Genomic DNA, 12,978 nt, shown 5'->3' with positions numbered 1-12,978 from the left:
ATTCAAGGGGGCATGAATGCTGACGAAGTTTATTTCCATCAAGAATATCGGGCGGTTTCGTAATTCCGCGGGTTCACCAAACCCACAATTGTTCAAGCATACGTTCATTTCGGGCGCCAACGGGTTTGGCAAAAGCACGCTGTGTGCCGTCCTACGCTCCCTTCACACCGGGCAGCCCGATCAACTCATCGGCCGAAAATCGCTCGGGATCACGGAGGCCAGCAAGGTCGAGCTTCTGTTTGATACCGGGGTCATCCGGTTCGATGGGGGGCGCTGGAGCGAAGCCAAACCCTCCTTCAGCATCTTTGATGGCGTCTTTGTCGCAGAGAACGTTCACGCCGGTGAAGTCGTCGATGTCGCCCAGAAGCGCAACCTCTACCGGATCATCGTAGGAAGCGCCGGGGTCGGGCTGGCCGAACGTGATTCCGAGCTTGCCGCAGACAGTCGCGCCCGAACGACCGAGATTTCTGCTTCAACGAGGAGCTTGCAGCCTCATCTCGGCACGGGAATGTCACTTGAGACGTTCCTGAACCTGGAGCCTCAAGCGGACATCGACGCCGAGATTGACAGGCAAGAAGTCGAAGTGGCAGCCCTTACCCATATCGACACGATCCTTGCGCGCCCGGAACTGTCGACGTTCGACCTTCACACGTTTCCGTCGGGAATACGGGAAACGCTGCGCCGAACGCTTGATGGAATTGCTGATGATGCGGAGCGGATGATCGAAAAGCACTTCGCCTCTCACAACATGAAGAACGGTGGCGGCAATTGGGTGTCGACCGGCTTGAATTTCGCCAATGATGACTGTCCTTTTTGCGGGCAGGGGATCGCGGGGCTACCGCTCGTAAAAGCGTTCCGCGCCGTTTTCAGCGACGAATACGCTCGGCTGCACAACGACGTATCGGCTCTGCGCGAGCGTATTACGTCGGACTTTGGGGAAGGCTTCATCGCTACCCAGGCCGCAAAGGCTGAGCGAAACAATTCCGGCGTCGAATTCTGGAAGGAATACGTTTCGTTTGACTGGGACGGCCTCAAGCTGCCGCCGGCATTCGATGACGCGGTCCGAAACCTTCGCCGAGAGCTGCTTGACTTGCTTGATCGCAAGGCGCGCGCTCCCTTGGAGGTGGTTGACGTCCCGCCGACTTGCGAAGCTGCCGTTGAAGCCTATCGCAAGGTTTTCGAGGACCTGGCTGAACTTAATGCAAAGATCGCGCGGGCGAATGCCACGATCGTCGCGAAGAAGCAGGAACTCGGCACGGCTGATCTCGAAGGGGCCAAGCAGCGTCGAAGTCATCTTCAGGCCGTGAAGGCTCGCCATACGCCGACCGTTTCGACGCTGTGCGACGAACACAACAGGTTGGTGGCGGAAAAGGCAGCCATTGATGAAGAACGAGGCGCGATCCGGGCTGAACTCAACGAACATACAAGAACTGTCGTTGCGCCTTACCAGAACCGCATCAACGAGCTTCTCGACCTGTTCAACGCCGGATTCAGGATCGCGCAAACGACCCATAGCTATCCAAGCGGGATAGCGAGCACCTCGTATCAGCTCGTCATCAACGGTACTCCCGTTGATGTTGGTGGCAGCCGCACCCCGGAAACGCAGCCGAGCTTCAAGAATACACTGAGTGCCGGGGACAAGATGACCCTGGCTCTATCGCTCTTCCTGGCCGGTCTGGAGCAGGATGCCGACTTGGCTAACAAGATCGTCGTCTTCGATGATCCCTTCACCAGCCAGGACGTGTACCGGCGCCGGCAGACAGGCCATGAAATCATGCGGGTGGCGCGCGCCTGCAAGCAGCTGATTGTCCTTTCGCACGACCCACCTTTCTCAAACAGCTCTGGGCGAGGGCGCCCTCGTCCGAACGCATCTGCTTCATGCTGTCGGATCACCGGGCGCTCGGAACGAAGCTGGCGGAGGTCGACATAGAGAGGGCATGCCAGGGCCGAACTCTCACCGATACCGACGACCTGCGCAGCTTCGTGTCGAACGGATCGGGCAATCTGCTGGATATAGTGCGCAAAATGCGGGTGGTGCTTGAGGCCTATTGCCGGACCACGTTCCCCAGCTCTTTTCAGGATAATGACTGGCTGGGTGACATGGTGCGCAAGATACGGGAGGGCGGCGCAACCCACCCGGCTGCGGCGCTTTATGACGAGCTCGATCAAATCAATGGTTATTCGGCGGAGTATCATCACGACGAAGATAACAACGACACCACGCCGGATCAGATCGACGACACCGAACTCAAGGGCTATGTGCGCCGGACGCTGAGGGTCATCAATGCGCTTGAAGCATAGAGGTGCCCTCGTTGGGAGGAGAGAAGGGGCCTTCCATCGCGTCTGAAACCAAGGCGAGTGAAGTCGACTACGATGCACTGCTCGTACTGATCGAGTGCATGGAGCAGATGCCTCCGCTGTCCCGTCAAGAGATCGCTGATTTGTCCGCCAACCAGCATGCTGTGGTCGAGCGAATGGTTGCAACCGGCGAAATCTGGAATCAAGCGTCGTCCGGACCAGCCTTCCTTTCACTGGATGAAGGCGAATTCCGAAATCATCTAAAAGCAATTGATAACGATCTTGGCGAGCAGACGGCCATCGTTGCCGAGTCCTTCGCCAGGTATCTGAAGGTGGGTGAAGTGCCCGCGCCGTACTATCCCTGGCGCATTGCCATCATTCTGCGGCGTGAAAAGAGGCCGGAATTAGAAAAACGATTCCTTGCTGCATGGTGTCAGCATTTTCCCGGTGGAAACGGTGCTCGGTACGGTCAATTGGTCGATCGATTCCGAAAGCTGGGTTAATCGCATTGTCGCATTTAAGATTTTACGATGACTACGCCAAAAAGCAGCGGCCGGCTCGGATTGGTGAGGGTGGGGGAAGCCAAGTGACAAAGATGAACCATGCTCGACCGATTCTGATGCTGATAGACGACTTCAAACGCCGGCGTACAGACACGGGTCTGCTGAGGGTGCAGCAGCAGGAATTCGGCGCTCCGTTCACTCTCGGCGACTTGCCCAAAAAGCTTGATTTTGGCGCGCTCAACGCGGAGCTGATGGAGTTGCGCCAGGACCTGCATCAGGTCGCGTGTTCTGTGCTGGCGCACGTCGAGAAGTACGGCGATGTCAGGCTCATTGATCGTTTGATAGCCGCGGTTCCTGCGATTATGGACACCCACCCCCTCATGGACTGGTTCACCGTATTTGGTCCGGTCGAGTTCGTCGATGGTAAGGTAAAATACAAGGCTCGCAGGCAAAGCGCGATAGAGGTAGCGACGGCGCTGCCCTTTTGGACGATTGCAGCTGAAGAGTAGGACGATCACAGTGCGGTCGTGAACCTAAATGGGGCTCCTTAATGACGACACGACTGCAAATGCCGATAGAAGCTCTGAAAGCAAGGTCTCCGTTTTCCGGGTTGAATGAGCGCGACATTGAGCTGGGTGGCGAGCAAACCCTGCTACTGCCGACCGGCGAACAGGTTCCTTGGTCGGCTAAGAATGCCTAAGCTGCTACGGATAGTCGATCGCGCGGCCACTGATCTTTTGGGAAAAAGCTGCGATACCGGTCGCGCGCGTTGAGCGCCCGGGCCAGATCAGAAAACCACATCGGTCGGCTCCCTCCGGGAAGCTCGTCGCCAATCAAAGGGCGGAGGCCTTCGCGCCGATCCGGCACGAGGACAAAATACATGTCAATGCTGTGCCGATAGTGGACACCATGTCTACCCTCGGAGTTGAAATTATGATTCCGTACGTATGCATTGATGCTGGGGATTTTGGGCGTCCTTGCTCTGTAGGACTCCGGCAGGTTTGGCCGGTAGTATTTTCGTTCGTTCAAGAGATTGTCGAACAGGTTGATCCAGTGAGTTTCGCGTTCGTCGACGACGTTGTATTCACACCGCTCCAGCAATGCGATGCGAACCGGAAAGCCGTCCCGCCATTCGTCGTGCATCCAGCTTCGCACGACGCCTATGCCGTCGTATGGCCCCCGGCGGTGCTGGTCGAAACGCCGATCAGTGGTGCCGGTCGTCAATCCGACGTACCGCACTCCCCCGTCACGACAGGAATATAGCGCATAGATCGAAGCCATCCCGGCTCCCTGAGGGCTATTGTCGCTCCAGGAGATGGGTGTACACGCCTAACTTGTCAATCTAAGACCGGAGCATCTCCAGCCGCCCGGGCGGCGCGTATCGCCTTGCGTCCCGCTTCGCGGCGCGGTGCGTGACTGTCAGTCCGCTGGGCGGGCTAGTGACACGGCTAGCTGCGCCGCAAGCTGCTCAACGAAGAAAGGCGCCCGGAGGCGCCTTTCAATTTCGCTAGGCGGCTTTCATGCGGTAGACCTTGCCGTTCACCTTTGCCGTGCTTGGAATTGAGGTGACCGCGATTTGGTTCGGGTAGAGGTTGCCGCCGACCGACAGGTTGTCGGGCAGTGCGGTGATCGCAGTGCGGCTCAGGTCGAGGCTGCCACCTGGGGAAAAGCACTTCTGCACGTCAGCGCATTCTCGAAACGACAGCTCACGCCGGCGCACCGACGTTCAAACCGATCAGCACCGCCACCCGACGCGGAGGCGATCATCACCGCCGTGATGGCCCGGTGGCGGTCGAATTTCAGCGCGGCTTCGTTGCCGAGAATGCTGGCGGGCACGGAAACGACGGCGAGTACCAAGCTCACGGCGACCGGCGACATCCACGACGGGGCACCTTGGTGCGCCATCACGTAGGTCCAGAATCCCCCCAACCAGGTCCTAACGCCGTAGAGCTCGAAGCAATGCGCGCCGTAAGTGTCTCGATCGTCGACAATCGTGAAAAAAACCTGACACTTGCGTCGCAGAATGGACATGGTCAGGGAGCGGAGGAACTCAGAACGGCTCACAAACGGCAGTTGTCGATCTGAAATCAGTCTCAGGCGAGACTCTTGAGTCTCTGGCGTTTCCACTCGCCGCAGTCATTGCTACTATCCCGGCAACCCACAGCGTTTTGCGGGTGATTTGAAGAATGGCGCAGGTCTAGTGGCAAGCATCCAGGTCTCGGTGACCGCAGTCGAAGGCAGGCAGGGCCGCTGTTGAGCTGGCCAGCACCCACGGCGGCTCCACGCAGCGCGGCGCTAAGAAATCTCTACATCGGGCGGCCATGGCCGCTCGGACATCACGTCGGGGTGCCGCGTATCGTTGGCTGCGATACCATGTTCATCCCGAAGCTTGTCGATGGCCTCCAGGCATCTTTTCGCGATGGTCGCTTCCGTCGGCGAACCGTTGAGCAGATCGAAGAGCGCCTTGCGCAAACTTCCTACCGGAGCAGGATAGATGCTGTACGAATTCGAGCCTTCGGCGACAGGCACCTTGTCAACCGCCACGGCTTCTACGGCACGCGCCATCTGCCCATCATAGGCCTGGCTGTTCGCAGCGTACTTCTTGACCATGGCAAGAAGATCTTCGTCGCTTGCCGCTTCGCCAAAGAAATGCTCCAGCATCGTCCGGCCTAGACCGTTGCCAACCGTCTCGTACCGCCTCCTCAAATGAGGCTTCAGCTCAGGAAGGCTTTGCGCATATTTCGCCAATTGGCGGCCGACATGCCACGCGTCGGCACCGTGAGGTTCAGTCCCCAAGATGCGCTCGATAAACAGATCGACGTAGAGGAGCACGGACTCGAGAGTGCCTCGGTTGAGGATCGCCTGCATCCACGCATGCTCGTCGGCGATATCCTTGTGCGCGCGTGCAAGGCTCGTTAGCAGAGCTATACCCGCTGCATCCGGCACGGCGGCTACCGCGGTTAACACGCGTTCCCACCGTTGCGTCCAGTCGCGGCCGTAGAATGCCTTGACCTTTGTCAAGCCATCGAACACGGCATCTGGACGTGTCGTGAATGGCAGCAGCTCAAGCCACGGCTCGATTTCCCAAGTATTTTGCCGCTTGTGCCACGCTGTCGTCGGATCACTCCCCGCCGCGGCCAGCCATTGATCGATTGCGCCCATGACGAGGTCGGCATCAATGATCTGTCCATCCAGAACCATAGCGGCAAGGAGGGTTTGTTTGGCCGCCAAGGGCTGCGGCAAGCCCAAGACACGAGCGATCAGCGCTCATCATGATCCTCGTGCGGCATGCTTAGCGCAACGCGAGCCAAGCTGATTGCGAGCGTTTGGTCCTCTTTCGCCTCCGACTTCGCCAACCGATCTATCGCGGCGAAGATCGGCTTGGCGAGCGCATCCGATGGCTTCGGTCTCGGCGATATCGCGCGAGCCTTGCGTGCTGCCTCTACTTCATCGAACCACGGCCACCGACGATGCCAGCCTGGCTCAGGCACATTGAGTTGCCGGTCCGAAATCGATTTCAGAACGACCGCGGCCGAAAAACCAAACGCCCTGTCTTCAAGATACTGGGTGGCAACGGCGGCCACTTCATCGCCGCCGATGCGGATAAAAGCGGCTCGATATTGATTGTCATAGAGCGTGCTTGCGTCAGATGCCGCCTCGATATTGCCGCGTCTTCTGGCTTCCATGTAGCCAGCGCGCGCCACTCTTAGGCGTAACAGATCTTCGTCCAGCAGCCGCTTTAGGTCGGGCACGAGTTCCGGCAAACCCAAGCGCCCGATCGCGTTCGATACCTCGTTAAGGTCATGTCTTCTTCCGGCCGGCGCTGCAATCACGGTGTCGACCCAGCGTCGCAGACGGTTAATCCATGCGTTCTTAGTTACCGGATCGATCGCCAGCGCCACCTTGCGATCCTCGTGCTCGGCCCCATGGTCAGCGACCAGCGAAGCCAGAGATAAAATGACGCCGAGATCGTCTGAATCCGCCTTCCGCAGGATGGCCGCTGCGAAAATGGGAGCGCGCGTGCCGCGGATTCTATCCTCGAGACGACGGCGCTCCTCACTGAGCGGGCGATCGTTCGGTGCCGCGCGCAAAGCTTGTGCGCACACCAGAAATTTCTCGATCAGTGCGTCGATGGTCTTTGGGCCAGCCATAATCGCAGCGGCATTGAGGTCGCGATTCTCGCAGCTTGCATCGAGAATGGAGTCGGCGATCGGTCTCTCGTCGGTCACATCCAAGTTCAGAAGAAGCTCGGTCGCGCGGTATGGCAGTTCAAGACCAGCCTCCAGGCGTTGACGGAGCCCTTGCGAGACCGCCTGCGGCGCACGCTGTTGCGCGAAATACAGTGAGCCACTTTGCCGGTCGTTGACTCGAAACCGCGGGTCGGCAATCGCGGCCGCGATCGCCGCATCGCGCCCAGAGTCATCGGCGGGCTGTTGAAGAAGAAGGCGCAGCCGCTCCGTTGGTTCAGTCGCCTGTTCAAGAGCCACCATTCGAATGATGCTTAGTTTCTCAGCGATCTCTGCGTCCTGGATATCGTCCGCGTAGGCGCGCCTGGCGACCAGTTCCCACGTCTCTTCGTGTGCAACTGACAGCAAGGCCGCGACATGGCGCTCGGCCAGCCGAAACTGAAGATGTTGGACGACATCCGCCTGGACCTTTGGGCTCGGATCGACCTTCGCCAGTTCGACCGCCAGATCCATTCCGTCCACGCCGCTCTCGCCGGCGATCAACCCGAGCAGGTCTTTCCGCGTGTCCTCGGGAAGCTCGGCGACCTTCGGCTGCACATCGGGACCGAGGACTCCTGGACGAAAGCGCGGCGCGATGCGTAAAGTCGGGATCAGTGTTTGCCTGTCGCTGCTCGACGCGAGCGGCCAAATCTGCGGCGCGAATTCGGGGCGGCCCGTCATGATCATGAAACGCACGGCACGATCCACCCTTTCGGCTCTGTGCCAACGTGCCACGAACGACATGATATCGCTGCCTACGAGATCCCACACTGCTGATGCCGCGCGATAGATCATCTCGGCCGCCAACATAGGATCAATAGGCAAGGCCAGGTGCACGGCATGTGCAACAATCTCGGCATCGCCCTTCTCGCGTGAGAGCCGTTCTGCCGCGAACCAGACGGATTCCTCCCAGGTTGGCTGGTCCAGTATCGCGGCGCGCAGCCGCACGCGGGCGCCGGCGTCGCCCTTGGCGGCCGCCTGCATCAACTCCGTGACCCTGTGGCTGGCATACCATTCCTGGAATTGCTGATGTTGAAACGCGATGCCGCCGCCGGAGCGCATCAAGGTGTGATGGCTTGTCAACGCTTCAAGAACTGAAGCCGGCTCCAGCGGCGCGGCAATCTGACCTTGCTCACGCAGACTGGCGGCCGTGGTGGTCACAATCCGGCGCGCATCGGCCTCGGACATTGTGGTTGCGCCGACAGCATTGAGATGACTCGCCAGCTCCGTCAGAATCTCCGTGTGGCATCCCAGCAGCGCCGAATGCAAGGCCTCGGCATGATCACCCGCCTTCTCATGCTGCTGGACGAACGAGCGCAGCACGGCTTCCTTGGTATCCGGCATGGCGCCTTGTGCGCCGCCGCTAACCAGGGCAGACAGGTACAAAGGCGTCGCGATCAACGCGCGAACGCCTGGCGTCCGCCATGCGTTATCGACCATCTTCCTGCCAGCAGCGCCATCAAGCGCGTCCGCAATCGAAATCTGCTGATCCTCGGACAGCGGTTCGATCTCGACCCGTGGCCCGGATATCGGAACATCGAGTGCTTGCCGCCGCGTCGTGACGATAATGCGCAAATCGGGCCAGTCGCGACGGATCTGCCCGATCTCGATACGCAGTCGCTTGTGGGCGTCGGGAGCAAGCTCGTTCCAACCGTCGAGCAACAGCAGAAGTCGGCCGCGCTGGGCAAGTGCGCCAATCTCGTCGGCGCTCGTCGTCCGGAAAGCAGCGCGTTGATGCAAGCTGGCAAGCAGCCCTGCTGATCCCGCGGACCAATCACCCAGCCTGAAATACAGCGGGACGATCGAATAGGCCGTGAGCGCATGCCCGGCCAGTTGTAGGAGCGTCGTGGTCTTGCCCGTGCCAGGCGGCGCTACGATCGTCACGTCAGGCGCGACCTCGATAGCCAGCGGCAATTTTCCGATGCTGAAAGATGGTGCGGCGCTGTCGCCGTCTATCCTTAGAGTGAGCTCAACTGTCGCACCTGACCAAAGTGGCCCGCGCTTATGCGTTGCAAGGTCGGTTATTGCGGTAGCATGAACCTTCTCGAATATCGTGTCGAACGCGGCATCAACAGGTCGATCATCTGCCGCGATCGCCGCGCTGACGCGTGCAGCCTCCTCGGCAACGGCTGCATTTGGTGCGACAAGCTCGCGGAAAGCCTGTGCTTGCGCGTCATACTTCCATTTGACCAATTGCTCAACGGTAAACTGGTTGGGATCGGCGTCGACCAACCTCCCGCAATTCTGACAAAGCCATAGTCCGTTTTCCTTGCTCCGCCGCGCCTCCGGCGCCTGGGCGGCATTGTAGCGAGGGCCGCCGGGAGAGGCCGCGCAGATGTGTGCCGCCACGCCTATGATGATTGTCCCATCCTGGGCTGCATTGGTGCCGAGAGTCGGTCGCCGGCAGTCGGGATTCGAGCAGCGGTAAGCGACGCCCTTGGCAATCTGGGTAACGGTTTGCTTGGTGAAGTCGTCGCGCACGTGCCGCCCAAAACTCTAGTGGTCGTTTTCCGGCCTCGTGCCAAGAAGAGACGAATCCTTTATAAAGCCAATAACATAGAAAGCCCGCTGCTGCACGCTCACGCGATTGTCGTTGTTTCTTCGCGCGGTGTTGGGCAGAACCGATCATCTCCTCCAGATCATCAATGCCAAAAGTTGTCCCGAGCCAGATCGTAAGCGCCATTGACGGCATGTTCGGCGCCAGCCGAATCGAAGTCGATGCCGGCGCCGTCACATATGTTTACCGCGCCGAAGTCCACGCGCTGCTAGGTCTTCTCGACCAAGTTCCAAGCGAATTGGTCGATCTGGCGACGATGGACTATCTAGAGTATTCGCGATGTCGCGCAGTGCTTGCGACTTCGCTTGCACTCTGGAACGTTGGCGATACTCGGCCTGCACGAGATGTCGGCGGCAAGGACGCTGTCGAGCGAATCCGCCGGCTCATGATGCACTGTCATGACGAGCTGCCCCCGCCAGAGCCTGAACTGCCCTTTATTGCGGACACCGATGTTCGCCTTGGCATCGAGGATCGCATTCGCGCCGCGTGGACCGACTTCAACGCCCGCGAATGGATGGGGGCAACCGTTTTTGCCGGTGCGGCCCTGGAAGCGCTTCTTCTCTGGGCGTTAAAACAGGTCACACTTACGAACACGCCAAAACGGCCGCTCGATCAGATGCATCTCGCTGACCTGATCAGCCTTGCTACGTCAAATGGTGTGATCGATGCCGCGACGGAACAACAGGCAGGCCTTGCCAAAGACGCGCGCAATCTTGTCCATCCCGGCCGAGCGCTGCGGTCGGGCGAGGCCTGCAACAAGGCAACCGCGCTCGCGGCGCTTGCCGCGGTCTATCGCCTCATTGACCAATTAAGAAAGCTAGTGGTCTCGCCTTGAGGGCATATTCACCGCAACGCAGGACTCACTTAACATCTTTCGCTTTATAGAGGCGATCCGAACACAACATGCCAGTTTATGCACGTCGCCGTTTGCAGGCGATGCTCAACGATCTTGCGCCCCTCCTGACCGTGGAAAAGGCCGCCGATCTCCTGGCGAGGTTGGAGCACAAGAACGCGAAGGACGCGCTCGCGGCAGAAGTTGAGTTGAGCCTCCTTTGGAGCATTCAGCAGGTCGCTGATCTCGAAATAGATCCGGTCCTGGCAAATTCCAGCGCTCGGCCAGATGCATTCACGCGCACACTATTTCCGCGTGGTCCTGCGCTCGTTGAAATCAGGACGGTGTCCGACGACACGTTTTCTGGAAAGGACTTGATGAATCGAGCGGCTGACAAGATCGGACATTTTTGTAATCGCCAGCGAAAGAAATCCGGGTCTCACCTCTACTACCGCTTTATGGAGGCGCGGAGACGTGAGGGAGGTCAATTGCGCCGTGTCCGTCGCGTCACAAAGGATTTTGAGCTTACCGCCGTCCTCGAGAAAAAATTGAAAGATTGGGTTACGGCACCCGATTGGCCACATCCTCAAACCCTTCAGCTTACCGACGAACAAATAGACGTCGTTATTGAGTGGCGCAAATTTGTCCATCCCGAAGGACGTGTCTTCTGCTCAATGCCTCCGGTTGCCGATCACATTGAAGATAATCTCGTTTATAGCGCTCTGCGTTCCAAGGAGCGCCAGCTTTCTAAGTCAGAGGCCGGTGTACTCAAGTGCATTTTCTTGGGTGACGCGGGTTGCTACATGCTTCGCGAGCTGAAACTCTTGGCGGTTTTCAGGTCAGCGGCGAACAGGTGATCAATTATTTTCTTCAACGCTCCAGAGTGGACCTTGTTTGCGTATTCTCCCCGTACAGAAATTGGGGATCGTTTATGCCAGCAGGCTCCATTCTCCTGAATGGAAAGTGACTCTCTTTGAACGCGAGCCGTCCGCGCAGCGAGACGCCGAATACGAGAGGCTCAACCGCATCGCGCTAGGATTGCAGCAGCCACAGCTTGAAGGGTACCAAGCGCGTTCCTGGCACAGGCAAGGTCTCTTCGATCCGCAGGGTAAGGGGATTTATCTCGGGACTACCTTCACAACAAAAGGAGGTTTCAACATGTCGATCAGTATCTCGTCGCGTATGGTGCTCGAACTACTGGCTGGTCGCATAACCCAGGAACAATTTCAGAATTATGCGTTCCGGGGCGACAATTGTTTCGAACAGCAGCTCAAAGCTGGCTGCACCATTCAAACGGCCCGCTTGGAAAAAGGAGGGCTGGACGAGGACGACGATCAACTGGTTTTCGAGCTTGAGCCTGACTGGGGTGCGAGACCGCTCCGCAATCCAAAGCTTTAGGGCCTGGTCGGCCTAGCCTGCGGGACGGCCTTACGATCGCGCAAAAGCAACGAGCGGTCCGAGATCATGGTTGTCGGCAGCCCGAAGCGCAGCGATATAGGTCGCACGGGCGGTGCCAGCATTCTGTAAGTCGGCGCCTCCCCATGTGAAGCGTTGGCCGCCAAGCTGCACGATCAACACATCAGCAGCCAATCGTGACCAGCGGCCGTTGCCGTTTGGAAACGGATGTACGGATACCAGGCGGTGATGGAAGCGAACGGCAAGTTCGTCGGGTGGATAGGTGTTGTTCTCGACCCAAAATCTCGCGTCATCGAGCACCTGGCGCAGCGAAACTTCGATCAGGTGTGGCGCGACGCCGAGATTGCGCTCCGTCGTTCGAAATTTGCCTGCCCAGCGCCAGACACGTTCGAACATGCGCCGATGCAAGCTCTTGAGAAAACTTTCCCGCGTCGCAACCTTGCGGCGTCCAAACGCCCACCGGTTTGCCGTAGCAATGTTCTGCTGCTCAAGTTCGTTCAGTTCGCTGCGCAAAGTGATGTGCGTCGGGATGAGATCCTCACGCTCTGCCGGTGACAGCGGTGTCGCGTGATCGTCGGCGGCGTGCAGATCACTATCAGTCATTCGTCATCCCAGAGACGCGCGGGGCGTTTCAACAAATCCTCGATCGCTTGCTCCCGAAGCGCGCGGGCAGCCTGACTGTCCTCCACAGCTTGGTCCTCGAGCCGCATCGTCTGCTCGATAGCTCGTGATTGCCGCTCAGCGACCTCGGCAGCTCGCTTGGCTACAACTTCTGCGAGGGGACGCTCGGGTACAAGCACATAGACCAGCCGGCAGCCGAGGGCCTCAGCCGCGCGTTGAAGCGTATTGAGGGTTACACTGCCGCCTTGCTCGGATTTTTCAAGTTCCACGATGCGTGGCTGCGATACGCCCAGTCTCTTTGCATACTGGGCTGTCGTCATACCGAGCGCGTCCCGGATCGCGCGAATCCAGCCCTTGGGAGGGCGCTGTGTATGCGAAAGCGCGCGGAGCGTGGTAAAGCGGCTGTCGAGATGGCGGATGGCGTCTTTCATACGATAGGGTATAGCATATAGTTAGTTGCCAAATCTATAAGGTATGCCTTATTACAAAGGCAAAACACAATAAGATATAGCTTATAAATAAGAC

General features: G+C 58.6%; 13 protein-coding genes and 1 pseudogene. 7 read left to right on the top strand and 7 right to left on the bottom strand.

All coding sequences use genetic code 11. From position 1 onward, the window contains the following. The first annotated feature begins 16 nt into the window (after positions 1-16). From WDM24_RS36275 to WDM24_RS36260, 4 genes are all read left to right on the top strand, one after another. Positions 17-1,930, top strand: a complete 1,914-nt coding sequence (locus WDM24_RS36275; RefSeq protein ID WP_338829138.1) for an AAA family ATPase — start codon at positions 17-19, stop codon at positions 1,928-1,930. Further along, positions 1,879-2,301, top strand: a complete 423-nt coding sequence (locus WDM24_RS36270; RefSeq protein ID WP_338829137.1) for a hypothetical protein — start codon at positions 1,879-1,881, stop codon at positions 2,299-2,301. Before WDM24_RS36275 ends, WDM24_RS36270 begins: the two co-directional genes overlap by 52 nt. 11 nt (positions 2,302-2,312) lie before the next feature. After that, the gene (locus tag WDM24_RS36265) at positions 2,313-2,801 is read left to right on the top strand and encodes a hypothetical protein (protein ID WP_338829136.1); all 489 of its coding nucleotides are present in this window, start codon (positions 2,313-2,315) and stop codon (positions 2,799-2,801) included. An 83-nt stretch (positions 2,802-2,884) separates the two neighbouring features. Continuing rightward, positions 2,885-3,310 (top strand): hypothetical protein, encoded by a 426-nt coding sequence (locus WDM24_RS36260; protein WP_338692223.1) that lies wholly within the window; start codon positions 2,885-2,887, stop codon positions 3,308-3,310. A gap of 187 nt (positions 3,311-3,497) precedes the next feature. On the opposite strand, the gene WDM24_RS36255 is transcribed toward WDM24_RS36260, so the two are convergent. The 5 genes and pseudogenes from WDM24_RS36255 to WDM24_RS36235 form a co-directional block, all read right to left on the bottom strand. Beyond that, on the bottom strand, positions 3,498-4,082 hold the full coding sequence (locus WDM24_RS36255; RefSeq protein ID WP_338692222.1) for a GIY-YIG nuclease family protein: 585 nt from the start codon (positions 4,080-4,082) through the stop codon (positions 3,498-3,500). A gap of 226 nt (positions 4,083-4,308) precedes the next feature. Next, the gene (locus tag WDM24_RS36250; protein WP_338692221.1) at positions 4,309-4,482 is read right to left on the bottom strand and encodes a hypothetical protein; all 174 of its coding nucleotides are present in this window, start codon (positions 4,480-4,482) and stop codon (positions 4,309-4,311) included. A gap of 28 nt (positions 4,483-4,510) precedes the next feature. Continuing rightward, positions 4,511-4,772 (bottom strand): annotated as a pseudogene (locus tag WDM24_RS36245) (MFS transporter); the annotation flags it as partial. A gap of 324 nt (positions 4,773-5,096) precedes the next feature. After that, positions 5,097-6,044, bottom strand: a complete 948-nt coding sequence (locus tag WDM24_RS36240; RefSeq protein WP_338829135.1) for a hypothetical protein — start codon at positions 6,042-6,044, stop codon at positions 5,097-5,099. Positions 6,045-6,061: 17 nt separating this feature from the next. Further along, positions 6,062-9,508, bottom strand: a complete 3,447-nt coding sequence (locus WDM24_RS36235; protein WP_338829134.1) for a hypothetical protein — start codon at positions 9,506-9,508, stop codon at positions 6,062-6,064. A gap of 164 nt (positions 9,509-9,672) precedes the next feature. Here WDM24_RS36235 and WDM24_RS36230 point away from each other — a divergent pair, with 164 nt between their 5' ends. From WDM24_RS36230 to WDM24_RS36220, 3 genes are all read left to right on the top strand, one after another. Continuing rightward, complete coding sequence (locus WDM24_RS36230; protein ID WP_338692218.1) at positions 9,673-10,419, top strand: hypothetical protein; 747 nt, start codon at positions 9,673-9,675, stop codon at positions 10,417-10,419. A gap of 68 nt (positions 10,420-10,487) precedes the next feature. Further along, positions 10,488-11,273 carry a hypothetical protein gene (locus WDM24_RS36225; protein WP_338692217.1) on the top strand — a complete coding sequence of 262 codons (786 nt, stop codon included), beginning with the start codon at positions 10,488-10,490 and terminating at the stop codon, positions 11,271-11,273. A 37-nt stretch (positions 11,274-11,310) separates the two neighbouring features. Beyond that, the gene (locus tag WDM24_RS36220) at positions 11,311-11,814 is read left to right on the top strand and encodes a hypothetical protein (protein ID WP_338829133.1); all 504 of its coding nucleotides are present in this window, start codon (positions 11,311-11,313) and stop codon (positions 11,812-11,814) included. A 30-nt stretch (positions 11,815-11,844) separates the two neighbouring features. On the opposite strand, the gene WDM24_RS36215 is transcribed toward WDM24_RS36220, so the two are convergent. Next, positions 11,845-12,435 (bottom strand): mobile mystery protein B, encoded by a 591-nt coding sequence (locus WDM24_RS36215; RefSeq protein ID WP_338692215.1) that lies wholly within the window; start codon positions 12,433-12,435, stop codon positions 11,845-11,847. Continuing rightward, entirely contained in the window at positions 12,432-12,884 is a 453-nt protein-coding gene (locus tag WDM24_RS36210; RefSeq protein ID WP_338692214.1) for a mobile mystery protein A, read from the bottom strand. Before WDM24_RS36210 ends, WDM24_RS36215 begins: the two co-directional genes overlap by 4 nt. Positions 12,885-12,978 lie beyond the last annotated feature (94 nt).

It is taken from the genome of Bradyrhizobium sp. 27S5 (genome assembly GCF_037217225.1).
In the GTDB taxonomy this organism is placed as follows: Bacteria; Pseudomonadota; Alphaproteobacteria; order Rhizobiales; family Xanthobacteraceae; genus Bradyrhizobium; species Bradyrhizobium septentrionale.
The sequence above is the reverse complement of the archived record's forward strand: the minus strand, read 5'-3'. Positions and strand labels throughout refer to the sequence as shown.